24 protein-coding genes are annotated in these 24,032 nt (G+C 51.0%); 17 read left to right on the top strand and 7 right to left on the bottom strand.

Annotation, left to right across the window (positions count from 1 at the left end; genetic code table 11):
* Window positions 1-644 precede the first annotated feature (644 nt).
* Window positions 645-1,304, top strand: a complete 660-nt coding sequence (locus tag B4N58_RS00005; protein ID WP_291744716.1) for a hypothetical protein — start codon at window positions 645-647, stop codon at window positions 1,302-1,304.
* 179 nt (window positions 1,305-1,483) lie between these two features.
* Here B4N58_RS00005 and B4N58_RS00010 read toward each other — a convergent pair whose 3' ends face one another.
* The gene (locus B4N58_RS00010; RefSeq protein ID WP_291744719.1) at window positions 1,484-2,173 is read right to left on the bottom strand and encodes a VIT1/CCC1 transporter family protein; all 690 of its coding nucleotides are present in this window, start codon (window positions 2,171-2,173) and stop codon (window positions 1,484-1,486) included.
* Window positions 2,174-2,259: 86 nt separating this feature from the next.
* On the opposite strand from B4N58_RS00010, the gene B4N58_RS00015 reads away from it, so the two are divergent.
* From B4N58_RS00015 to B4N58_RS00045, 7 genes are all read left to right on the top strand, one after another.
* On the top strand, window positions 2,260-3,963 hold the full coding sequence (locus tag B4N58_RS00015) for a GMC family oxidoreductase (RefSeq protein ID WP_291744721.1): 1,704 nt from the start codon (window positions 2,260-2,262) through the stop codon (window positions 3,961-3,963).
* 85 nt (window positions 3,964-4,048) lie between these two features.
* Window positions 4,049-4,555 carry a hypothetical protein gene (locus tag B4N58_RS00020; RefSeq protein ID WP_291744723.1) on the top strand — a complete coding sequence of 169 codons (507 nt, stop codon included), beginning with the start codon at window positions 4,049-4,051 and terminating at the stop codon, window positions 4,553-4,555.
* The gene (locus B4N58_RS00025) at window positions 4,552-5,052 is read left to right on the top strand and encodes a hypothetical protein (protein ID WP_291744725.1); all 501 of its coding nucleotides are present in this window, start codon (window positions 4,552-4,554) and stop codon (window positions 5,050-5,052) included. Before B4N58_RS00020 ends, B4N58_RS00025 begins: the two co-directional genes overlap by 4 nt.
* Window positions 5,053-5,363: 311 nt before the next feature.
* Window positions 5,364-5,825 carry a formyltetrahydrofolate deformylase gene (locus B4N58_RS00030; protein WP_291744727.1) on the top strand — a complete coding sequence of 154 codons (462 nt, stop codon included), beginning with the start codon at window positions 5,364-5,366 and terminating at the stop codon, window positions 5,823-5,825.
* Between the two features lie 116 nt (window positions 5,826-5,941).
* A complete protein-coding gene (locus B4N58_RS00035; RefSeq protein WP_291744729.1) occupies window positions 5,942-7,054 on the top strand; it encodes a hypothetical protein in 1,113 nt (370 codons plus the stop codon).
* 110 nt (window positions 7,055-7,164) lie between these two features.
* On the top strand, window positions 7,165-7,614 hold the full coding sequence (locus B4N58_RS00040) for a hypothetical protein (protein WP_008249983.1): 450 nt from the start codon (window positions 7,165-7,167) through the stop codon (window positions 7,612-7,614).
* A 76-nt stretch (window positions 7,615-7,690) separates the two neighbouring features.
* The gene (locus tag B4N58_RS00045; RefSeq protein ID WP_008249985.1) at window positions 7,691-8,113 is read left to right on the top strand and encodes a hypothetical protein; all 423 of its coding nucleotides are present in this window, start codon (window positions 7,691-7,693) and stop codon (window positions 8,111-8,113) included.
* Between the two features lie 306 nt (window positions 8,114-8,419).
* On the opposite strand, the gene B4N58_RS00050 is transcribed toward B4N58_RS00045, so the two are convergent.
* From B4N58_RS00050 to B4N58_RS00060, 3 genes are all read right to left on the bottom strand, one after another.
* Window positions 8,420-8,992 (bottom strand): exopolysaccharide biosynthesis protein, encoded by a 573-nt coding sequence (locus B4N58_RS00050; RefSeq protein ID WP_291744732.1) that lies wholly within the window; start codon window positions 8,990-8,992, stop codon window positions 8,420-8,422.
* 42 nt (window positions 8,993-9,034) lie between these two features.
* Complete coding sequence (locus tag B4N58_RS00055; protein ID WP_291744734.1) at window positions 9,035-9,808, bottom strand: SDR family NAD(P)-dependent oxidoreductase; 774 nt, start codon at window positions 9,806-9,808, stop codon at window positions 9,035-9,037.
* Between the two features lie 89 nt (window positions 9,809-9,897).
* A complete protein-coding gene (locus B4N58_RS00060) occupies window positions 9,898-10,566 on the bottom strand; it encodes a TetR/AcrR family transcriptional regulator (RefSeq protein ID WP_291744736.1) in 669 nt (222 codons plus the stop codon).
* A gap of 116 nt (window positions 10,567-10,682) precedes the next feature.
* Between B4N58_RS00060 and B4N58_RS00065 the strand changes: the two genes are divergently transcribed.
* The 7 genes from B4N58_RS00065 (at window position 10,683) to B4N58_RS00095 (ending at window position 20,103) form a co-directional block, all read left to right on the top strand.
* Window positions 10,683-12,041: a GDSL-type esterase/lipase family protein gene (locus B4N58_RS00065; RefSeq protein WP_291744738.1), complete on the top strand. Its 1,359-nt coding sequence runs from the start codon at window positions 10,683-10,685 to the stop codon at window positions 12,039-12,041.
* Window positions 12,038-14,344 (top strand): TIM-barrel domain-containing protein, encoded by a 2,307-nt coding sequence (locus B4N58_RS00070; protein ID WP_291744740.1) that lies wholly within the window; start codon window positions 12,038-12,040, stop codon window positions 14,342-14,344. Before B4N58_RS00065 ends, B4N58_RS00070 begins: the two co-directional genes overlap by 4 nt.
* A 100-nt stretch (window positions 14,345-14,444) precedes the next feature.
* Window positions 14,445-15,896 carry a sensor histidine kinase gene (locus B4N58_RS00075; protein ID WP_291744742.1) on the top strand — a complete coding sequence of 484 codons (1,452 nt, stop codon included), beginning with the start codon at window positions 14,445-14,447 and terminating at the stop codon, window positions 15,894-15,896.
* Window positions 15,893-16,594 carry a response regulator gene (locus tag B4N58_RS00080; RefSeq protein WP_291744744.1) on the top strand — a complete coding sequence of 234 codons (702 nt, stop codon included), beginning with the start codon at window positions 15,893-15,895 and terminating at the stop codon, window positions 16,592-16,594. Before B4N58_RS00075 ends, B4N58_RS00080 begins: the two co-directional genes overlap by 4 nt.
* A gap of 85 nt (window positions 16,595-16,679) precedes the next feature.
* Entirely contained in the window at window positions 16,680-18,569 is a 1,890-nt protein-coding gene (locus tag B4N58_RS00085; RefSeq protein ID WP_291744746.1) for a potassium transporter Kup, read from the top strand.
* A gap of 49 nt (window positions 18,570-18,618) precedes the next feature.
* On the top strand, window positions 18,619-18,840 hold the full coding sequence (locus tag B4N58_RS00090; RefSeq protein ID WP_008250023.1) for a DUF3820 family protein: 222 nt from the start codon (window positions 18,619-18,621) through the stop codon (window positions 18,838-18,840).
* Window positions 18,841-18,852: 12 nt separating this feature from the next.
* A complete protein-coding gene (locus B4N58_RS00095; RefSeq protein ID WP_291744749.1) occupies window positions 18,853-20,103 on the top strand; it encodes a TIGR03862 family flavoprotein in 1,251 nt (416 codons plus the stop codon).
* Here the strand turns inward: B4N58_RS00095 and B4N58_RS00100 are convergent.
* Window positions 20,093-20,794 carry a class I SAM-dependent methyltransferase gene (locus B4N58_RS00100; protein WP_291744751.1) on the bottom strand — a complete coding sequence of 234 codons (702 nt, stop codon included), beginning with the start codon at window positions 20,792-20,794 and terminating at the stop codon, window positions 20,093-20,095. The two genes, B4N58_RS00095 and B4N58_RS00100, sit on opposite strands and share 11 nt — an antisense overlap.
* A gap of 123 nt (window positions 20,795-20,917) precedes the next feature.
* On the opposite strand from B4N58_RS00100, the gene B4N58_RS00105 reads away from it, so the two are divergent.
* Together B4N58_RS00105 and B4N58_RS00110 are read left to right on the top strand one after the other, a co-directional pair.
* Complete coding sequence (locus tag B4N58_RS00105) at window positions 20,918-21,757, top strand: SDR family NAD(P)-dependent oxidoreductase (RefSeq protein WP_291744753.1); 840 nt, start codon at window positions 20,918-20,920, stop codon at window positions 21,755-21,757.
* Window positions 21,758-21,771: 14 nt separating this feature from the next.
* Complete coding sequence (locus B4N58_RS00110; protein ID WP_291744755.1) at window positions 21,772-22,752, top strand: NADPH:quinone oxidoreductase family protein; 981 nt, start codon at window positions 21,772-21,774, stop codon at window positions 22,750-22,752.
* 4 nt (window positions 22,753-22,756) lie between these two features.
* On the opposite strand, the gene B4N58_RS00115 is transcribed toward B4N58_RS00110, so the two are convergent.
* Complete coding sequence (locus tag B4N58_RS00115; protein WP_291744757.1) at window positions 22,757-23,155, bottom strand: GreA/GreB family elongation factor; 399 nt, start codon at window positions 23,153-23,155, stop codon at window positions 22,757-22,759.
* A gap of 219 nt (window positions 23,156-23,374) precedes the next feature.
* Window positions 23,375-23,998, bottom strand: coding sequence for an LON peptidase substrate-binding domain-containing protein (locus B4N58_RS00120; protein WP_008250031.1), 624 nt, complete (start codon window positions 23,996-23,998; stop codon window positions 23,375-23,377).
* Between the last annotated feature and the right edge of the window lie 34 nt (window positions 23,999-24,032).

Here is a 24,032-nt window from a genome sequence, read left to right on the forward strand (position 1 = left end):
GGACGAATTCACCAGAATACGCAGTTTTGGTTGGCTTGAATTTGATACCTTCGTCTGTCACCTGATCCCAACGCAATAGGCGCACCTCGGTTCCGCGTTGGTAAAGCAGGTACAGCAAATCTATTTAGCACTGCACCATGGGCCCTGAGCTGGTAGGGCGCTTGTCTTTACCGATGGCCAAGTTCCTATGAATGGCCAAGTACTGTTCATCTGTCATGTATACATCGCGGGCCTGGGGTTTTTCAACCGTTACGTCTCTAGCTGGGTTTGAATTGAGCAAACCGCGCCGACAGCACCAGGCGAAGAATTTGCTGAGATGGCCTTTGTAGGCCTGAGCTGATCGCCGCCCCTCCCAATTATCAAGAAATTGGGCTAACCGTGATCGCTTGACCTGAACTAGGTCAAAATCGAGCCAGAGAGCTAACTGGTGTTCAGCGCTGCTTCTGTAGCTATGGCTACGCATTAAATAATTTTGTTTGATCGTGTTGAAGTAGTTTTTCTTCGATGTGCTTATTCAGTAACGTGTCGCGTTAGTTTCAAGAAAATCTCTTCGCAGTATTGGCCTGATGCGTCTTGTTTAGCTAGGGATTGTATTTCCACTTGAATAAAGGTAGGTTCACCTGAAATTAAATGGAGGTCGAGTCGTGATTCCTAAAGTACGCAACGCATTATTTTTTTGGTCAATTGTGTTTTTGTTGATAGCGCCGTTACTGATGTATTTTCGTCAGTTCCATGGTCCTCTAAGTAGTGACCCCGATGATTGGGCGAAGGCGGGAGATTTTTTTGGTGGTATTTATTCAGTCGTTATCGGCGGGTTGACCCTCACAATTTTAGTGAATCAAGCCACCATGCAGCAGCGCTTGGAGAAGTTTCAATATGACCAAAATTATCTGGTACGAGCACGCAGCGATGTTGAGTATTACTTGGATAGGCTTTATGAGGACATAAAGTTGGAGCTACCAAAAATTGCGCGTAATGCCCTAAATATCGATCCCGAGCACCGCTTAAATGACTTCCTGAATTTCTTTGATCAAACCAGTGGAAAGGTGTTTCAGCAAACAAATGTTTCTTCGGGTGTCTCAGGTCGAATATTTTCAAGTTGGCTTGCTTTGCACGCCATTCTTGTGGCGCTCCGCGAAAGTAAAGAGACCGCCTACGAACAGGAGTTAACTTTCGCATTAACCAAGATTCATTCCAGACTTTCTTACTCAACCGCGAAAGCTGTGGAGCAGTTTGTATCGCAGATTGCTGGCGATAGGCTCGGATTGAAGCTGTTTTTCACTAAAGGGGAGGAGACCAAATGAGTTTAGGTATCAGTCGGCCGCCGTTACCGCTTGGCAATGGATTTCAGATCAAGCTCCGGATTCCTCAGATAAGTTGTTGCTCTCGATATAGCATAGGTATAGAACAGGAGAACAGAGGGTCGGTTTTTTAACCCTGGTCTTTTTTGTTTTCCGTATTGTTTATTGCGTAGCAATCGTCGTTAAGCCGCCACCCCGAACAAGGCCCCCACACCTGCGGTCAGGCCCATGGCCAAGGCGCCCCAGAAAGTGACGCGCACCGCCGCCACACGCATGGAAGAACCGCCCGCCTTTGCAGCCAATGCACCCAAAGCTGCCAGGAAAAACAGTGCGCTTCCAGCAACGCCCCACATCAGTAAATTTGCTGGTAACAGCAAAGCCACCAGCAAAGGCAAAAAGGCACCTGCAGCAAATGTGGCCGCTGAGGCCAAAGCGGCTTGCACAGGTTTGGCAGCGAGTGTGTCAGACAAACCGAGTTCGTCCCGTGCGTGTGCGCCCAGTGCATCATGTGCCATCAATTGAGTGGCCACCTGTTGTGCCAGGTTCTCATCAAGCCCCCGATCGACATAAATCGAAGTCAACTCAGCATGTTCATGGTCGGGCTGATTGGCCAGTTCGGCGCGTTCGCGCGCAAGGTCGGCGTTTTCCGTATCGGCTTGCGAGCTGACAGACACATACTCGCCCGCTGCCATGGACATGGCACCAGCTACCAAACTGGCTACACCTGCGACCAGTATTGCCTTTGAGCCAGCACCTGTTGCAGCCACACCCAACACCAGGCTGGCGGTGGACACAATGCCGTCATTTGCGCCAAGCACTGCGGCGCGCAGCCAGCCGGTGCGGTGGCCTTTGTGTTTTTCAAGGTGTCTCATGCGCAGTTTTACAGGTGAGTTTTTGTTAGGGGTATTGTGGCGCAGTAGTATGGATCTGTAATCAATAATAACAAGGGTGGGGACAGATGGATGAATTCGATTTCGTCATCGTGGGCGCTGGGTCTTCCGGTTGTGTGATGGCCAACAGGCTTACTGCATGCGGGCGGTTCAAGGTGTTGTTGCTTGAAGCCGGCCCTACGGACCAAAAAAATCCATTAATTAAAATGCCGGCTGGTATTGCCGCACTGGTGTACAGCCAAAAGTACACATGGCGATACTGGAGCACGCCGCAAGCGCATTTGGGCAATCGTGAAATGTTTCAGCCCCGGGGTAGAACGCTGGGTGGATCAAGCTCAATCAATGCGTGCGTGAATATTCGCGGCAATGCGGCAGATTTCAATTTGTGGGCTGATTTGGGGTGCGATGGTTGGTCTTACGACGACGTGCTGCCTTACTTTAAAAAGTCTGAAAGCTATGCCCCTTTGCAGCAAGGCCACAACAGCGAGCTATCAAAGTTTCATGGTGCTAACGGCCCATTGCATATTTCAAGTTCGGCGCATTTGAATCCGGTTTCTGCCGCGTTTGTGCAGGCGGGTATTCAGGCGGGTTGGCCAGAGAATAATGATTTCAACGGGGCAAGCCAAACCGGGTTTGGAATTTACAAGTCGTATCACAAAGATGGTCAGCGATTCAGCAATGCGAGGGCTTACTTGTGGCCAGTGATGGATCGCCCAAATTTGACAGTGATCACCGATATTCGGGTAAGCCGGGTGGTGTTCGAGGGCAAACAGGCTGTTGGGGTTGAATACTTGGCTCAAGGTTTGAGAAAGGTAGCCAAAGCCAGGTGTGAGGTGGTGTTGAGTGCGGGTACCTTTAATACCCCCCAAGTTTTGATGTTGTCGGGTGTGGGGCCGAAGGCTGAACTGGACCGCCACAACATTGAAGTTCAGCACGACTTGCCCGGCGTGGGAAAAAATTTGCAGGATCACCTGGACGTATTTTTGGTGATGAAAGCAAAGCCCGGTGTAACCATTTCACTGAACCCTTTGGCCTTGGGCCGCCGGTTTCTGGAATTGTTCAAGTACCTGTTTTTCAAGAAAGGCGAATTCAGCAGCCACCTGGCTGAGGCAGGTGGTTTTGTGAAATCTGCTGAAAGTGAGCCGATTGAAGACCTGCAGTTTCACGTGGTGCCTTTGCCAGCCACCAGGCATGGCTTGAATTTGTGGCCCATGTTTGGGCATTACGCTTACTCGGTGATGGCGTACGATCTTCGCCCGCTTTCCCGCGGAGAAGTTCGTTTGAAAAGTGCAGACCCGATGCAAGACCCAGAGATTGATCCAAATTATGGTGCGCATCAGCGCGACATAGATCGCTTGGTCAAGGCCATTAAAATTCTGCGAAATGTGGTCAAGCAGCCCACATTGCAAGCGTACAGTCGATCGGAAATTGCACCTGGTGCTGGTGTGCAAACGGATTCGGAACTGGAGCGCTGGGTTCGCCAAACCGCGGAAACTGCCTATCACCCAGTGGGCACTTGCAAAATGGGCGTAGACGATATGGCCGTGGTGGATTCGCGCTTGTGTGTGCGGGGGCTCACTGGTTTGCGAATTGTGGACTGTTCAATCATGCCGACCTTGGTGGGTGGCAACACCAACGCTGCTGCTACCATGATTGCGGAGAAGGCTGCTGACATGGTGTTGCAGGAGTTTGCTCGGCAAGCGCTTGGAGAAGGTGTGGAGGCTGCGCAGCCGGTGTTGGGCGCCATACCTGCCATGGCGCGAGGCGATTGACTTGAGCTGACCCGATTCACTTGTTCTCACCCTACAGCGATAGTTGCTAGCCTGAATGTTTAATCATTTCAGGCAAGGTCTAGACTTGGCTCACATTCAGTTTCTAAATGCTTCGACCAGCGTGCAGTTTGTATCCGAGTATTCAAAATCAGTGTTGATCGACATCATGCATAGGGCTGGTGTCGCATCAATATTGATTACGAGCACTGCACGTACCCCAGCCGATCAAGCGCGCATTATGTACGACAACATTGAGAGGTACGGTGTGGCACACCAGAAGCTTCTTTATGGCAAGTACGGTGATCGAGTGATTGATGAATACAGCAAACACAAAGCAAAAAATCATCGCAAGGAGTTCATTGTGTCGATGATGAAAGCAAAAATCATCGCGCTAGACCCATCTAAAGTGTCGAACCATGTTGCTGATCCAACGAAACTCAATGTGATTGATATTGCACCGTCCAGTATTCAGCCAAGTTTGCGCCAGCGATTTGTTGAGGCGGTTAAGGGCGAGGGTAGGGTGTCGAAGTATTTGGGGCCTCCATCCGATCCGGCCTATCATTTGGAAATTCCTCAGCCGGGTAAATCATGATCAAAGCAACTTTAGCTGTATTGATGTTGACCATTTCCGCATCGATATTCAGCCCAGTGTGGGCTGCATCTTCAACTGCATGTGTTTTTGAAAGCAGTGGGGTGGATTTACAAAAAATCAAAAGTTCGAAGCATGTGCTCGGTTTTGAAGAGATAGAAAAGAAAGTTCGCTACACCGGAAACCTGAAAGGGGTGGGGGGCTTTTATCTGGAATTGTTTGGCTGCAACCATTACGGCGCAAGGCTGACAGTTTTACTTGGGCCAGATGACGACACTACAGTTTTGCGTAGAGTTTTACGTGTGGTGCCTGACTTGTTGTTTGCTGAAGCGGACAGCCTAAAGGTAAAAAAAGCGCTGCTTGATATTCAAGCGGATGGATTTACAACACCATTGCATTTGGCTGATTTGGCGAAAGAGCTTGGACTGACCGACGTGAGTGTTCAGGTGACTGAGGTGGAAGGCATGGGCGTGTTGGTGCTTCAGTTTTATGGGGGTTAGGTGTTTCGAGGACTGTTGGTCCAAAGACAGCTTTTTGGCCGGAGAGGTCGTTAGCGGCTGGTGGCTAAAACGTCTGAGTTGTTGGCGAAAACAGACTTCGAAAGCTAGATGGCATCTGAAGATTGTTCCACTCTTAAGGACGCAATTCTAAGCTCACCATTTGTTGATAAATAACTAGGGTTTATTTTTCATTCGGTTCATGCAATGCTTGCCAAGTATTTGAAATAGTCAAGTTCATGAAATAACTTGCGACGTTCGGATAAAAGGATATCGCCGTTATTTTTAGATAAATCAAGTTAGAGTGTTTGGCTATGAACATAATCAACCAGTCTAATCAACATGAAAATTGGTTTGAGGCGCTTGCCTTGTGGAATCAAATTGCCAACTGGATTTCCTACAAAACATCCGAGCGTCAGTTGCGGCAACAGTTCAAAACAATGGCGGTCTATCTTTGGAATGAGAAAGATTGGCTAAAGGGTCAGTACCCAGAGCAATCCAAGTTCATAGAAAACCAAATTAACATCTCAAAATACATGCGTGTGATTGGAGATCTAGCCAACACAGTGAAACACCGAAACATCTCAAAGTATCTGCGCTCTGAGATGAGGCAGACTAATTACTTTGGCAAAGTCACGCTTGGCTGCGGGGCCTCGCGTCGCATGTACTACATTGACCTGGGTAAGGGAGAACACGAAGAGGTGTATCAGATTCTCCGCGGCGCTCTTGAAGAGTTCTCCACACTTAGGCAGCGTTTGTTGTCGGGAGCGAAGTGAATGCGCTCTAACTATTCTGTCGAGAGGGGCCGCCTACAAGCTGCGCTTGTGGGTTTCCTTCGCGGCTTTACCGCTACGGCGGCCCCTCACGTCAAACGTTAGCTTAAGGAAGTGATGTGACCGATAATTGGCCAATTAGTGAACGTCATGTCCATCTTCAAGGTGGGTTACTGGCGATTAATCCTCCTCAATCGGAGAGGGTTTCGCTTTGGCCGACCACCACGGACAATAAAAAGCTGGAACTGAAGCTACCAACATACGGCAGTCTTTATTCAAAGCTGAAGGCGCTGAAATTAGAGATTGTTGGCGTTGAATTTACCACTCATGAGGGGGAAGCGATCGGTTCTTCACCTCCGCAGTGGCGCCCGTACGCACAACAGGAAAAAAATTGGGTTAACTGGGATGCATTTCAACTTTGGGGACAGCTTGGGAATTCGGCATACAGCCATAAAAATGGGCTTTTCTATGACCTTTCGAAGAGAATTTCTTACCAACTTTCATCGCTAAGTGAACGGCTGAAAGAGTTGTCGCTTGCGTACAGGGCACAGCTTAATGCTCTTCGCATCAAAGGTAATCCTGAGCTTAGCGGGCGGTTTCAAGACGGCTTCACTGAGTTAACCTATCAAAAATTCCAGTCTTTTTTGTTCGAGTCCTGCATTTTACGTGATTACCTTTCTGAACTTGTATACAACTTTTCCCGATCCGGAGATTTGAGAGAGGAGAGAGAAATCACGACTGCCGGTGGTTTACTGAAGTTATTGAAGAAAAAAACGGATTTGACCGATTTAGAGGCCGTCTTCTTAAATATGATGAGTAGCGATGGCTGGCTTAAAGAGCTTGGTGACTACCGCGACTTAGTAATGCACTCTGCACCTATCAGCATGGTAAATCACAAGCTTTATTGTATTAAGGAAGTTGTGACCCTGCCCTCTGACAAAATGATACAAGTTGTTCGATTCCCAATCCCCAAAGACCCAGAGACCCTCTACAAAGAGAGAAGTAGAAGGGACGATTTTGATAGGTACATACGCCAATTCGAACTGATAGCAAAGGCTGCGCTTGAAGATTACGGCAAGTATGATTGTCTGCAGTATGCACACAAAGTCACCAATTTTCTTTCTAATCTTGCTCTATCTTGTGCGTCACTTTCCCCTTACAAACCGATGGTCCAGGAATTCGTAAAATCTGGTTCAGATATGAAGTCAGAATTCAAGTATGTATCAAGCTAACCAAGGGCTGCAGCGGACCGCTTTTCCGGCGCGCTGCGCCTCCAAATCGGCCGCTGAGCCCAGGCATTAGGTTTAAAAAGACGGACTGTCTCAACTTATTAGGAATTTGTATGCCAAATGAAATCTGGGCGGCACTTGTTGGTGTTGGCGGCGCATTGATTGGGGTTTGGTATGGCGCAAAGCTGACAAAAAAAGCGGCAATCGAACTCGTGGTGCAACAAGAGAAAGGCAGATTCTTGTCGAGTTTCAGCGATACACTTCTTCGATTAAGCCGGCCTGTCGAAGAGCAAGGAATCGGCGAAGCAAATTCAGTGCTTCAGGAGCATTATTCAAAACATCTGGCTGCATATCTCCGTTTGCGTGTAGCTGTTCCTTCCACCTACCATAATGCCATAGAGGCGGCTTGGGCTAAGTACACCCAAGATGATGAGTACGAGCTGCAAGAGGAAAAGGAAATTTACAGGTTTGCTTATGTACTCAACGGTAAGAACGATGAGGAAATGCAGACGTTGGCAATTAAGCATATAAACGCGTTGATCGGGGCCATTCATGAAACCTAACATCACAATCCACCGGAACTTCGGCAAGCTAAGCTTGCCTACGTCCAGTGATTTTCAACGTTCTGTGTAGGTGAACATGGTTCATGCATTCGAAAAGCTGATGTCTGATGCGATGTTTACTCAGAGCCTTGGCGAAATGGTGTTGGCGGTTGGTCGCCTTGAGGGAGTGCTTTTGGATTTTTTGGCTGAGCAAGGGGTTGCTATCGGAAAAAAGACACCATTGGGCGGGCTTATAAAGCAATTGGAATCTAGAGGGAATCTCAGTGACACAGTGAGCTATCACCTGAACTTTCTATTAAGTCAAAGAAACTATTTCGTACATAAAATTGCCCAGCTCATGCATGGGTATGAGGTTGAAAGTAAAGAAATTGAAACCTTCAGGGACAGGGTTAAAAACCTTCGGGAACAGATAGAGTTTTTTGCAAGCATGTTCAACGAGTCCCCAACTCGCACACACATAGAACAAGGCGCTCCAGCCGACCGCCAAAGCGGCGGCTGAGCTCATCGTTATCCAAAGTCGGTTTATGACCACTTTGTAGACGTTCTAAGTAAACAGTCCCAAAGGCCGCTCTGGCCGAAAACCAGCCTCTCAACCATCAATATTTCAACAAAAAATACGAACTTGCACGTGCTTGTTCACATCTACCGACGTTTTCGTAAAACGTCGTGATGAATTTAAAACCCACTAATCCAACGATAAAAAAAATATCCATACCGAGTAACACGTTTACTTTAGTAATCTTGCCAATATCGGGGTGAGGTGCGTAAATAATTAGCCTTTGCCAACCCCCAAAAACCTTCTTCCCTAAACCACCCTCTCAATCAGCCACACCAAAAAAACCACCACGCCAACCCCCACCAAGCCAGTCACAATGCCAGCAATAAGCGCCAGGCCGTCTCGCGCCATTAGGCCAAGCCCAATCAAGATGAGTGCCACAGCGGGGGTACCGTTGCCGCCGGGTATGGGCAGAAAAATAATGAAGCCCATCAAGGCGATGAAGGGTACCAGCCAGCCGCGGTGGGTGGGGCTGCTTAGCGACAGCAATCGCGGTTTGCAAATGCGGTCGGCTTTGGTGTATATCCAGCTTAAAATTTTGATTAGCCGGGTGGCCGTAGCTTTGGACAACGTTACCCGGCATACCCTTTCAGGCAGGCCGTGGCCGCTGTCGTTGATCCACATCATGCGGGCTATGGCCCATATGCCAAACGAGAACAAAAAGCCTGAAAAGGGAATGGGCAGCAGCGTAAGCACTGCCAGAAAAAGCAGCAGCGCGCCGTGGGCTGATTCGCCGTGCATGTCGGCGAGAAAGCGCACGGAAACCTGGTCTTCGTGAGGGTGTTCAACAGCCAGTTTAAGGCGCAGCAGTAAATCATTCATGCTGATGAGTATACCGTTGCAGCGTTACACCCTTTACACCGTTTAGCGATAGCCTCCATCGGCCATGACAACTTGCCCCATTAAATAGGGCATGGTGAGTAAGTGCAATGCACATTGAGCCATTTCATCAGGCTCTGCCCAGCGTTTCATCCAGATTTTTGACGATTCTTTTTCGCGCACGTCGGGGGGTAGGGTGGCATTCAGGTCTGTCTTGATCCATCCGGGTGCCAATCCGTTAATGCAAATTTGGTCTTCTGATAATTTTTCTGCGGCCACGCGCACAAACAAGTTGTTGGCGGCCTTGGATGCATCGTAGTGGGCAGAAACCGGGTCCCAACTGTTAATACCGTTGGTTGAAGTAACCAACACAATGCGGCCGCGAAAGTCGCCGTGTAGCGGGTTGTTTTTCATTTGCAGGGCTGCGTATTTGGTGACCAAAAAGCTGCCTGTGGCATTGGTGTTTTGAACTTGGTCCCACTCGGCCTGGGTTTGGTCAAAAAATTCGGTGTTGGGTGATATGCCTGCGCTGTGGATCACATGGTCAATGTTGATGCCTTCGCGCCCAATGGCCTCAAAGAATGCGGCAACCGATACTTCCTGACCCACTTCGCATGGAAATGCCTTGGCTTGTACCTTTGGGTTGGCTTGCTGGATTTGCAGCAAGGCCGCTTGTGTTTTTTCAGGTTTGCGGCTGGCCGACACCACCACGTTGCCGCCCGCTTTGGCCACTGCCAGGGCGCAGGTAAGGCCAATGCCGCTGGCGCCGCCGGTGATCACTGTCCAGGTGTTGGAAAAATCAAAATGCGCTGTAGCCATGCCTTACCCCTTTTTGTTGTTGGGTATTCAGTTTGGCACAGCGGTAAAGTTTTGTTGAAGTCTAATTGGGGTGTGGTTTGGGCTTTGTTCTACGCATAACCCTTTACGCCCAGTTCGCGGCCCATGCCGCCGAATACGCGTTCTGTGCCGTCGACCAGTTCGGCCACGGGCTGTTTGAAGTCGGTGGCTATCCAGCTTTGGCACAGGTGAATGATCACGCCCACTGCGCTTTTGGCCATCACGCGCAATACCTTGTCGGGTACTTTGGGGCCGCCTAAAAATGGGCGGGTGAATTGCAGAAGCAGGTCGACAAAGGCGTCGTAGCGCTCGCCGTACATTTCGCCCAATTGGCCGCGCACGCTCATGGCTTCAATCAAAATTAATCGGGCCTTGGCGGGGTTGCGCTTTACAAAACCGAAGCTTTCCTGCAAGCCAGCATGCACCAGTTTGCGGGCGTCCATCAAATAAGGTGCTACCGCGGCCAGAATGGACTGCATGTATTCACGGGTTGCAGATTCGTAAGCGGCGGTTAATAGCGCTTCTCGGCTGGGGAAGGCTTCATAAAAATAGCGCTTGGTCAGCCCGGCCTGCGAACAAATGGCATCAATACTCACCGCTGCAAATCCTTGTTCACCGAACAAATGCACGGCGGCGTCCACCAGAGCCTGCTTGCGGGCGGCTTGGCGTTCTTCGGCGGACTTGCCGCCGTAACTGCGCGGGGTTGCTTGCGCGGGCAGGGTGGTTTTGAGTTCAGTCAATGGAATATCTCAAAGTATTTGACACTGAATCGTATCACATTTATTCTAGCATTGAATATCTGATACTAAGTCGTGTCAAATTATCCAAAATTCCATTTAACCTTAGGCTGTTTGCGATGAAACGCTCGTTTATGTATGGCTTGGCCTTGGCCAGCGCCTTGTTGTTGACAGCCTGTGGAGGCGACTCATCCAACAACTCAAGTGCCGCAGTTCGGTCAATTCAAGCAAGTGGGGCGGGCTTTTGTACACCCATGCAGGGCACTGCGCAGCAGGGGCGGGTGGTGACTTCCTGGAAAACTGCGCCTGGCGACGCGCTGATTACGCACCCCATCAGTGGGCTGACAGTTCGCCAATCGTTTGCGCCCCACTGGGCAGGCAATGTGGTACGCCTGCGTTTAAGCAATCGGTATTCAAGCCTGCCGGTCACGTTTACCAACATTCATTTGGCCGAGGAAGCCGCACCGGGCAGTGCCAACATGGTGCCCAACACAGAATGCCTGCTCACCTTCAACGGCCGGCCCAGCGTGACACTGCAAGCGGGTGAAACCGTGGTGAGCGACTGGATTGCTTACCCGGTAGAAGCCTTTCGGCGCGTGGGGGTTAGTTTTTATGCGCCAGGACTTACGCCCCAGGTTACCCGCCATTTGAATGCGAACGAGGTGCTGTACCTCAGCTTGCCCGGCGACTACACAAGCAGTGCCGATGGCAGCATGTTTATTGCTGCGCCCGAGGGGTACACCGCCAATTTTCTCGTGATTGAAGCGTTGGAGGTATTGGCCCCGAAGAATGTAAGCACGGTTGTGGCGGTGGGCGATTCCATTACCGATGGATCTGATTCAACCACGGCTTTTTTAAGTGGCCAAGGCTCGCCCTTGGTGGCCACTGACCAACGTTACCCCAACCATTTGCAGCGCAGGTTCAACAGTGCAGGTATGCCTTTCACAGTGGCCAATGCGGGCATTGGTGGCAACGAGTTGCTACGCGACGGTTGGCTGCCCCAGTTTGGCAAGGCACTGCTGACCCGTTTCGATGCGGATGTACTGCAAACCCAAGGTGTAAGCCATGTGTTGGTGATGATAGGCACCAACGACTTCGGGAACCCCAAGCCGGGGCAGGCGCCCACATCTGATGCATTGATTGCCGGGTACAAAGAGTTGATTGCCAAAGCAAAAAATGCAGGGTTGAAAATTATTCTGGGCACCATACCGCCAGCAGAAGGCACAGTGACTGAATTGGTACCCGTACTACACGGCACCGCTGCAGCACGGCGCGCGCGTGATGAAACCAACGCCTGGATACGCAGCCAAACCTTGAGCGACGGCATGGTGGATTTTGAGCAATGCCTGGAAGACAAAAACCGCAAGGGTTTTTTGGCTGAAGAATACAACAGTGGTGACAACCTGCACCCCAACCCTGCAGGCTACGCCGTCATGGCCGACTGCGTGAATTTGAATCTGTTCGAGAGACAACCATGAAATTCCTGTGTTCAAGCAGTACTAGTGCGGCCTCAATTTTTTTATCAGTCGTGTTTTTGGCGGGCTGTTTAAGTAACAGCGAAAGCCCGGTTGTAGCCAACACCGCAACAGTTTCTGGCAGTGCAGTGCAGCCCGCGCAAGTCAACATGGGCGAGCAAACCATTGCCATGCGCAATGCCAATGGCCGGGTAGAAGTGTTGAAGAATCCGTTGCGGATACGGTTTTTTAATGCGGCCGATGAGTTGGTGCTTGAACAGGTCAGCAGCAGCGGTGGACTATTTGAGCCGGGCTTTGCAGTGGATGAACCTTTGGGCAGCGACTACCTGCCACGGCGTTTGTTGAATGCACCTTTCAGCTACATGGTGGGGGCTGAAATTGCACCGCAGTTGCGCGCTACGCCCTGGGTGGGGAACTACATTACACAGGCTTTGGTGGGTGTGCAGTACCACGGCACGGACGTTTTGGAAGCCAAAGAAACAGCCAGGGGCGTTGAACTGACCATTGCTACCAACGACCCTACTGGGCGGGTGATTGATGTAGCGATCAATCCTGCGGACAACAACAGCTTTGAAGTGCGCATGTCCGTGAACCCCGCTGAAGGTGTTGTGATGGTGGCAGACAGTTTTGTGTTGCGCGATGAAGAATCGTTTCATGGTTTTGGTGGTCGCCACAACGCAATCAACCAGCGCGGCAATTTGCTGACCAATTTTATTCAGGCGCAGAACATTGGAGCCGGGCCTTTGGCACCTGTCGCCAATTTGGCTTCAGGGCAAGGCGAGGGGTACATGTTTCCTTCCGGGCCAGACGCAGCGTATTACATTTCAACCGCGTTTGCTTCAACGGGTGGGTATGGCTTCATGCTCGATAGCACTCGGCCTTCGCGGTACGACCTTGGTGCTTCCAACGCCGATGCCTGGCAGGTGAATGTGTCAGGCACGGAGATGACTTATCTGGTTGCACCTGGTGCTGAGAAGAAAGCACTGCAAAGTTTGTCGGGCCTGCAAGGGCGACACCGTGTGCCTTTGCAAGCTGACCTTGGCCCAACCTTGTCGCGCGCAGTGCGGGTGTTGTCCGCCGAAGCGGATGATGCGACCAGCTATGAAGCAAAAATTTGGGACGACATTGCGAAGATTGATGCATTCAAATTGCCCGTGAAAGGCTATGTATTCGAGGGCTGGGAAATACTGCCGCGCGAAACCAGCAAAACTGTGATCAAGGCTTTGCACGACCGCAACATTCGAGCGTATTTGTATATTCGAAATTACGTGGGCGTTGATGTGGCCAATACTGAGCGGCCCGAGACTTTTACAGAGGCCTTGCAAGAAGGGTATGTGGTCAACGACGCAGCCGGTTTGCCTTATCTGTTCGGTACGCCATTTGGTGGTTTGGGCGCAGCGATTGACTTCACCAACCCGGAAGCGATTGCCTGGTGGGAAGGCCGCATTCGGGAAATGCTGGTGGACCTGAAGGCCGACGGTTTCATGCAAGACTTTGGTGAACACATTGCATTGGACATGCACTTTTTTGATGGCAGCACCGGTGAAACCATGCACAACCATTACCCCACTGTATTTCACCAAACCACGCGAAAAATTATCGACGACATTGAGGCCAAAACCGGGCGACACATTTTTTTCTGGACGCGTGCTGGTTATTCCGGGCGGCAGGGCAGCTCGGGTTTTGAGTCATCCAATTTTCCAGGCGATGAAACCAGTGATTGGTCGCGCGCCTCGGGCATTGCATCGCTGACCACTGACATGCTGAGCCGAGGTGCCACTGGTTCCTACGGTTACAACACCGACATTGGTGGCTACTTTGATTTTCATGTGGGTGCGGCCAGCGCCGAGTTGTATACCCGTTGGTCTTTCTGGGCTGCATTGTCGCCTGTGTTTAGGGTTCACAATTCGTCAAGCAATGGGGTGCGCATGCCCTGGTTTTACGGTGAAGAAACATTGGAGCATTGGCGCAAGGCGGCTGAACTGCACTTGAAAGCGGCACCCTTGATCATGCGTTTGTGGCAAGAAGCGCAAACAACAGGCGTACCCCCTGTGCGCGGGCTGTGGGTGGAATATCCCAAGGATGAGCGCGCCCGGCAGGAAGACCAACAATGGCTGTTGGGGCCCAATGTGTTGGTGGCCCCGGTGGTGGAGCAGGGCGCAAGCACGCGCAATGTGTATTTGCCCCAAGGTTGCTGGAAGCACGTGGACACCGGCGCGCAGTTTGAAGGCCCGCGCGATGTGACCGTGCCCGCGCCGATTGATTCATTGCCGTATTTTTTTAAATGTGGCACAAACCCTTTCTGAGTGACATTTGATTATTCAATTGCAGCAACGATTAGAATCGGGCGATGATTGCACTTTGGCATCGTGTTGAAGCATTGCTGCTATTGGATGAATTGAATTCATGAAACCGACCACGTTGTTGACAGGCGCTTTGGGCTTAGCCTTGTGGGCTGCCCTGATGTTGGTGCTGGTCTATCCGCACGACTGGATCACGCTTGCCAATGCGCCTGTTGTCCTGATTTTGGTGTCATCGATTTATTCACTGTTGTTGCCTTTGGCATTCTCGCTTGCACTGAGTGCGCTTGCCGTACTCATGTTCAACTACCAAATGGTGCCACCCGTGCACACCTTCCACGTGGACCTGCACGAGCATGGCATTTTGCTGATCACGATGATGGGGGTGTCGTGGCTGGTTACTTATTTGCTGCGTCAGCAAAAGCAAATTGCAGCACTTGAACGGCAGCAGGCACAGCGCACTTTGCAGTTGATGCAATGGAGCGAAAAACTACGCGAGGTAGACAACCCGCAACAACTGCTTTCAGATTTACAACAGTTGTTGTTTGGCTTGACCGGGGGTTCTGTCAAAGTATTGGTGGGGTTTACTGCGATTGAACTTGAATCGCTGAACGCCACCCAAACTAAGGCCTTTGATGCCTGCCTGCAGGAAAACAAGGCGCTTGGAAAAAGCACAGGGCGCTACGACAATCTGGAAGATCTGTACTTGCCTATGCGTGGAAAATCGAAAGCATATGGGGTGTGCGTTTGCGTGGGTGACGACCTGGATTCTAGCGAAACCTTGTGGGTTCGAGATGCACAGGCATTGCTTGACCAAATGGGCCTGGCCTGTGAACGGCGAGACAATTTGCTGCGTGCTCAAAGCGCCCGGGAATCGGCACAAACCCAGCAAACCCGTAGCCTGTTTTTAACATCAATTGCTCACGATCAGCGAACACCGCTGGCCAGTATCATGACTTCCGCTTCGGCGATACTGGAGCAAACAGACCGCTTGAGCCACGATGAAATTCGACACTACGCCGAATTGATTCAAGAGGAAACCCAGCAGGTTGCTCGCCTGACCGACAACACGCTGACCTTGGCACGGTTAAGTGGTGAAAAGGTTAAGGTACCCATGCAACTTGAATCGGTGGAAGACATGGTAGCTGCCGTGTTGCAACGCTTGAGGAAACGCAAGACCTTGTATATACCCACCGTGAAAGTTGCTGCAGGTTTGCCTTTGGTGAATTGCAATATGGTGCTGGTGGAACAGGTGCTGGACAATTTGATCGACAATGCAATCAAACATTCGGGTGTCCCTGGTTCAGTTGAACTTAAGGTGTTGCAACAGCAAGGTGAGGTGGTGTTTCAGGTGACTGATAGCGGCCAAGGTATGCAAAGCCAACTTAAATCGAAGGGCGATGAATCACGGGGTTTGGGTATCGGCTTGCAGCTGTGTAAGGCTGTGGCACAAGTTCATTCTGGGCGCTTGGAGTTTTCTTCAGCTGCAAGTTCTGGCATTGGGGTGCTGGCCACCTTCGCGTTGCCGTCGACCATCGCGCAGGAACATGGCGCATGAGCATTCGTATTTTATTAATTGAAGACGACCGTGAACTTGGCAAGGCATTGCGCAACAGCCTCAGCACCGAAGGGCATTCGGTGCTTACTGCGGCCAGTCTTTCAGAAGCCAGAGCCTTGTTGGACAATCAGGCCACCGGGCAGCCATTCGATTTGTATTTACTCGATTTGGGTTTGCCCGATGGCGATGGGAAACTTTTTCTGGAAATGGCCCGCAGGGTGAGCACTGCGCCCGTGATTGTGATTTCCGCACGCCCGCACGACGACAGCAAAATTGAATTGCTCGATGCGGGTGCTGACGACTACCTGGTCAAACCATTCAGCGTGGGAGAATTGTTGGCACGCATTCGTGTGGCCTTGCGCCACCGGGGAAATTTGGCGCAGGCGGCCACTCTGGTCTATCAGCGCGATGGTTTGAACATTGATTTGGTGAAGCGTGAAATTACCCTGAATGGTGCTGACGTTAAATTAACGCCCACTGAGTATGAACTGTTGGCGCGTTTGGTCCGAAGTGCTGGGCAGGCGGTAAGCCACCGGCAATTGTTGGCCGATGTATGGGGCCCCGAGTTTCTGGAGCACACACAATACACTCGTTTGTATGTGGGCCAATTGCGCGCGAAAATCGAGATTAATCCCGCAGACCCACACTTTATTTTGACGGAAACCGGTGTGGGTTACCGCATGTTGGCAGTCGCTTAGTTTTCTGCTCATGTTTCCTTATAACTTCCTTATATGTTGCAGCGCATGATGCAGTCTGTGTTTCTACTACAGATGCGTTACAACCATGAACAAACCAGAATCAAAAGACAAAACGAAGGCTGGCTTGGCCGCGCTTACCTTGGGTGCAATTGGTGTTGTATATGGTGACATTGGTACCAGCCCGCTGTACACGGTCAAGGAAGTGTTTGGCGAGAACAGTGGCGTACCATTGAACCCTGAGAATCTCACCGGCGCCATTTCTGTGATCTTTTGGGCACTGATGTTGGTGGTCACCTTGAAGTATGTGATCCTGATTTTGAAGGCCGACAACCATGGCGAAGGGGGTGGCCTGGCGCTGACTGCACTGGCGTCGGAAGCGGTACGAAAAAACCCGAAACTGAAAACCTTGTTGCTGTTGATTGGTGTATTTGGTGCCACTTTGTTTTATGGCGACAGCGTGATTACACCTGCGATTTCAGTATTGGGGGCCATGGAGGGGCTTACGCTAATTACCCCGACATTAACGCCTTACATCATTCCGCTCAGCGTATTGATTCTGATCGGCCTATTCGCTGTGCAGCGTTATGGAACTTCAGTGGTGGGGCGCTTCTTTGGGCCGATTATTGTGTTGTGGTTTGCTACTTTGGGTGCAGTGGGTGTGGCCAATATTTTGAGCGCGCCTGAAATTTTGTATGCCCTGAATCCTGTACACGGCATTCAATTCATTCTGGATCGGGGTTGGGGTTTGTTTGCAGCATTTGGCGCAATTGTGCTGGCTTTGACCGGTGCGGAGGCGCTGTACGCTGACATGGGCCACTTCGGCAAAAAACCGATTCGCATGGCCTGGACGTTTTTGGTGTTTCCGTGCTTGGCCTTGAATTACCTGGGACAGGGTGCTTTGCTGATTGCCGATCCCGGTGCCATTGAAAATCCTTTCTATCGTTCTTTCCCTGATGCCTGGGTAATCCCCGTACTTTGCCTGGCAACCATGGCCGCAATTATTGCCTCACAGGCAGTGATTTCCGGCGCTTATTCCATGAGCAAACAGGCCATTCAATTGGGCTTTTTGCCACGCATGAAAATTCAATACACGTCGGCCAAAGAGTCGGGTCAAATTTACATGCCGGCCGTGAACTGGTTGTTGTTGGCGGGTGTTTTGTTGGCTGTGTTGATGTTTCAGACTTCATCCAACCTGGCGGGTGCTTACGGTATTGCAGTCACCTTGACCATGTTGATCACCACCACGCTAACTTATTTTGTGATTCGCCACAGCTGGGGTTTGCCAGCGTGGTTGTCGGTGGGGGCCACGATCTTCTTTGTTCTGATTGACTTGTTGTTGGTCATCAGTTGTGCATTCAAGTTGTTCGATGGTGGTTGGTTCCCGATTGTGTTGGGTTTGGCTTTGTTTGTGGTGATGTCCACCTGGTGGCGCGGTCGCAAATTGCTGATGAAAAGTATCCAGAAAGACGGCATTGATCTAAACGATTTCTTGCCTACGTTGAATGTAGACCAAATCAACCGCGCTTACCGCACAGCCTTGTACCCGGTTGCCGACCCTGACAAAGTGCCCATGGCTTTGCTGCACAACTTGAAGCACAACCAGGTGTTGCATGCATCGAATGTGATATTGACGGTGGTGTTCGAAAGCGTGCCTTGGGTAAGCGAAGCGAGCCGGGTTGAAGTGAAGTCGCTCAGCCGAGGATTCTGGCAGGTAACAGTGCGCTATGGCTTCATGAATACGCCAGACATTCCCAAGGCGCTTGAGTTGACCGATGAGGTGGGCCTTAAAATTTCTCTGTTCGAAACCACTTACTTTTTAAGCCGGGAAACCGTGGTGCCCACTGCAGGTTCTGGTATGGCCAAATGGCGCGAGCAACTGTTTGCCACCATGAGCCGCAATGCAGGGGGTGTGGTTGACTTCTTCAGGTTGCCCTCAAACGCGGTGGTGGAGTTGGGTACACGGGTACAGATTTGATGAATGAAAGCTGATCGAGTGTTGACTGCATTGCTTTATAATTTCGCACATGAATCCAGACGATCTACAAAAGCTTGTCACCATGAAGATGCCTTTTGGTAAACACCAGGGTAAGTTGCTTGCCGACTTGCCCGGCAATTATCTGAACTGGTTCGCACGCGAAGGCTTTCCGAAAGGCGAGATTGGCCGTTTGCTTGCCCTGATGCAGGAAATTGATCACAACGGTTTAAGCCATTTGCTCAAACCACTGCGCAACCCCACCTCAAATTAAAGTAATCGTTGCATGCCTGACTCCTTGAATAAAACCGTGGCAATTATTGGCGGCGGCCCCGCTGGTCTGATGGCTGCAGAGGTGCTCAGCAACGTGGGTGTGCAGGTGGATGTGTTCGATGCCATGCCTTCATTTGGGCGCAAGTTTCTGCTGGCGGGCATTGGTGGTTTGAACATCACGCACAGCGAGGATTACACCAAATTTTGCACCCGCTATGCGGACAGACAGTCTCATTTACAAACCACACTCAACTTGTTGCCGCCAGAACAATTGTGCGAATGGGTGCATGGCTTGGGCATAGAAACATTTGTGGGTACTTCTGGCCGGGTGTTTCCGAAGGAAATGAAAGCAGCGCCCTTGTTGCGGGCCTGGTTACACCGCCTGCGCAGCAAGGGTGTGCGCATGCATGTGCGCCACAGGTGGCAGGGTTGGGGTGCGAAGGGACAATTGCAGTTTTCGACACCGAATGGGGTCATCGAATATGCACCCACTGTCACGGTGCTTGCCCTGGGTGGGGCCAGTTGGCCCAAGCTGGGTTCCGATGGGGCCTGGGTGCCCTGGTTACGGAACCAGGGTGTTGAAGTGACTGAACTTGAAAGCGCCAATTGCGGTTTCGAGGTGAAGTGGAGTGATTACCTGCGCGAAAAATATGCAGGTGCACCGTTAAAGTCGGTTGCCTTGAAGTTCACCAACCTGCACGGCCAGGAAAGCGAGCGGCAGGGTGAAATGGTGATTGGCCAGCATGGGGTAGAAGGCAGCCTTGTTTATGCGTATTCACGCGAAATTCGCCAACGCTTGAATGCGCAGGGTAGCGCAACTTTCACGCTCGACCTGTTGCCCGGGCGCAGCGTTGATCGTGTTCGATCTGAAGTGGCAGGGTTTGCACGCAGCAGCCATTCTTTGCCCGCTTACTTCAAAAGTAAACTTGGCCTTGCTGGCGTGAAGCTGGCCCTGCTGCATGAAGTGTTGAGCAAAGAGGATTTCAAGAATTCAGAAAAACTGGTGTCAACCATCAAGGCGCTGCCGATCACGGTGCAGGCCGTACGGCCAATCGATGAAGCCATCAGCACGGCAGGCGGTGTGCGCTTCGAAAGCGTGAACAGCAATTACATGCTGACCAACAAGCCAGGTACATTTGTAGCGGGCGAAATGCTGGACTGGGAAGCACCCACCGGTGGTTATTTGCTCACTGCTTGCTTTGCAACTGGCATGGCTGCCGGGCATGGTGTGTTGCAGTGGCTGAGTGATTCAACTACGGGTTGATGAAGGTAATCATGTTTTGCCAACTCAGGCTTTCCGCTTTCTCGTATTTCAAGCCTAGGTCTTCGGCTTCTTTTTGAACCTGCGCCACGCTCATGGTGTGTAGCGTTTTGATGGGTACGTCGGGATCAAAAGCCCGGTATTCCACAAATACAATCTTCCCGCCTTTTTTCACGGCTTTCATTAGCGATTGAAGTGTTTCGCGCGGGTATTCAAGCTCGTGGTACACATCCACCATAATGGCCATATCCAGAATGCGATCCGGAAGATTCAAATTCTTTTCAGTGGACTGTTGAATTTGCAGCCTGCCTTTGGGCAAACCATCCGCCTTCTTTTGCAGCATCTTGATCATTTGCGGTTGAATGTCGACCGCCCACACCACACCATTGGGTGCAATTTTTTCAGCCATCATTTGTGCAATGTGCCCAGTGCCCGCCCCAATGTCGCCCACCACCATACCCGGTTTCAGGTTCAGTTTCTGGATCAGTAAATCGGTGCGCTCCTCTTGAAGGCGCTGCGGGCGTTCAAGCCAGGGGGCACCTTGCCAGCCCATTACTTTCGAGATTTGGCGATCGCAATAGGATTTGCCAATGCCATCGGGGTGGGGGTTGGGTAGGGTGGCGTAGGTGCAGCCTGCTTGGGCCGCGCCAGTAATCCAGAACGATGACGCAGTCATTAAGATTGCCAAGAACATATTGACTCGATTGTTCATTGCTTCCTTCCCCGCATTACTACGACCACTTGGTTCTGTTAATCTGGTTTTTGACCCAGCATAAGCTGAAAAATAAAAAAATAGAGAATTCGGAGACAACAATCAATGAACAACTTCAACGGCAAAACAGCCGTGATCACCGGGGCAGCCAGTGGTATTGGCTTGGCCTTGGCCAAACATGCCGGTGCCATGGGCATGAACCTGGTGCTGGCCGATATCGATGAAGCCGCACTTCAGGCCGCAACAGAACAGCTGAACCTGCCAGCAGACCGTGTTTTGGCTCAGCGCACCGATGTGCGCCATGCAGCAGAAATCAAGGCGCTGGCTGATGCTGCCTATGCCCGGTTCAATGGTGTGCACCTGTTGTTCAACAATGCGGGTGTGGCTTTGGCACGCACCACTTGGGAACACACTGTGGCCGATTGGGAATGGATTTTGCAGGTGAATTTGTGGAGTGTGGTACACGGTATTTCCGAATTCCTGCCGCGCATGCAGGCGCAAGGTGGCCCCGCGCACATTGTGAATACGGCATCGGTTGCGGGTCTTGTGTCCAACCCCGGTATGGCGGCATACAACGTCAGCAAGCACGGTGTGGTCACTCTGAGCGAAACCTTGAGCCTTGAGTTACAAATGACTCAATCGCCCATTGGGGTTTCTTTGTTGTGCCCGGCTTGGGTGCCCACCGGGATTGGCAATTCTGAACGCAACCGGCCTGGCGATGTGGCGCACACCAATTCGATTGAAGGATTTTCTGCACAGTTGAACAAGCGGATTGGCAAAGCCATTGCAAGCGGGCAATTGACCGCCGATGACATGGCGGTGGAAACGTTTAAGGCAATTTCTGAAAAGCGCTTTTACGTGATTCCGCACGGCTACATGTTCCCGGTGATTGAAACCCGGATGAAGGAAATTCTTTCGCAGCAAAATCCCACCTTACCCAAATAAAAAGAGGACAAAAAATGAAAGCATTGATGTGTAAAACCCTGGGTCTTCCCGACACTTTGGTATTCGAAGAAACCGCCGATCCACAGCCAGGACCAGGCCAAGTGGTGGTTGATATGAAAGCGGCCGGTGTCAATTTTCCGGATGCGTTGATGATTCAAGGCAAATACCAATTCAAACCCGCTTTGCCTTTTGCGCCAGGCGCTGAACTGGCCGGTGTGGTGGCCGCACTGGGTGAGGGCGTCAAGAATGTGAAAGTCGGTGATCGCGTGATTGCCATGTGTACACATGGTGCTTTCGCCGAAAAAGTGCTGGTGCAGGCCAAACAGATTATTCCGATGCCACCCGCCATCAGTTTCGAGACTGCGGCATCGTTCACCTTGGCCTATGGCACCTCTTACCACGCACTGAAAGGCCGTGCCCAATTGAAAGAAGGCGAAACCCTGTTGGTGTTGGGCGCTGCAGGTGGGGTAGGCCTTGCGGCCATTCAAATTGCGAAAGCCCTGGGGGCCAAGGTGATTGCGGCAGCCTCCAGCACCGAGAAGCTGGCGATTTGTAAAGAGAATGGCGCAGATGAACTGATTAATTACACGAATGAAGATTTGCGTGAACGCGTGAAAGAACTCACAGGTGGCAAAGGGCCCAATGTGATTTTTGACCCCGTGGGCGGCAAGTTTGCAGAGCCTGCATTTCGAAGCATTGGCTGGAATGGACGCTACCTGGTTGTCGGTTTTGCAGACGGTGAAATTCCAAGCATTCCATTGAATTTGCCCTTGCTGAAAGGTGCTTCAATTGTTGGCGTGTTCTGGGGTGAATTTGTGAACCGTCAGTTGTTTGACTTCATCAAAGACCTGGGTGAAATGTTTGCCTTGATTGAACAAGGCAAATTGAAACCACTGGTGTCTAAAGTGTATTCACTCCCGCAGGGCGCACAGGCCCTACAGGATTTACTGGACAGAAAAGTGGTGGGTAAAGTGGTGATTACTGCCAACACTTGAGAGGCTAGGTGGTGTAGTCACCACTGGCCTCTGGTTGAAACAGTATTTCTTTGATCACCGCAAAATGCTGCTCCCCGTTGGGGGTTGCCCACTGCGCCACTGTGCCCGCTTTTCGACCAAGCAGGCTTGCGCCGACTGGCGAAAGCACTGAAATGTAGCCCTTTGCAGGCTCTGCATCGCTTGGGTAACACAGCATCAGTTTGTTGGTTGATCCACTTTCTGTTTCAACAATTGTGAACAGGCTGTTCATGGTGACAACGTCTGCGGGAATATCTTGTGGCTTGATGAATTCGGCATTATCCAAGGCCGCATTTAATTCGGGTGGAAATGGCGCATTCAGTTTGGAAATCCGAGCTAGATCAAGCTCGTTCATCCATCGCTCGGACGTCAGTAGTTTTTTCATTGTTTAACTCTCAGGCAGTTGCGCTTGGAGTGTGCCCGGCGATGCGTGTGTTGTGCGCAAAATTGGGGGGTAGGTGATCGCCGGGCTTAAGAATGTGCGGCCGGCGGACAAACATGCATGCGACCAGCGGCCTTGCTATTGAGCAAGGCGAGCAGTTGGGCAGCGAAGTGTTTGTTAAAGGTCAGCATGGCCGAATGGTAGGCCGCTTCCCTGATTAGGTCAACTCTTGAGCAAACCTTGTGCCGCCAAGGTGTCGTCAATTAACTCAAGCCGAAGCAAAGGATTGTCCAAAGCAAGCAGTTGCAGCTTGGTGGGCTTGTCCAAGGGCAATAATTCGCACCAGCGGTTGGCCACCCAGCCACAATCCATGAGTTTGTAGGGTTTGCGAAACGGTAGTTGTTCTTCGGCGATTTCTTGCTCATCAATCGAGTTAATCAGTCGTGCCAAGGCATTTGCGCTGCCTTGCAGGTAGTCTGGAATTTCAACCACAGGGTCAACTGGCAGGGGCTGAGTTTCACCTATCCACAGGCCGTTTTTCTCTTGTGAAGCATTTAACAGCTTGAAGCGCTGGCTGCCCACTGTCGAAATTTCTATCAGTGTTGGGGTTACAAATTCATGCTTTTCTATATTCACCAGCGTGCCGATTTTTGCCAGTTGAATTTTCTCATCTGGACGGCGTACCTCGTTGCCGTCCAGCAGGCTGATTACTCCAAACGGTGCTTTGTCGCGCAGACATTTTTTCATTAAGTCGAGATAGCGGACTTCGAAAATTTGAAGGTTTAAAACACCTTGTGGATACAGCACCGTGGTGAGCGGGAAAAGGGGCATGGCCGCTTGAGACATTGTCAAATTCCTTGGATAAATCTTCTACAACAAT

This window comes from Limnobacter sp. UBA3528 (assembly GCF_002377005.1).
Taxonomy (GTDB): domain Bacteria; phylum Pseudomonadota; class Gammaproteobacteria; order Burkholderiales; family Burkholderiaceae_B; genus Limnobacter.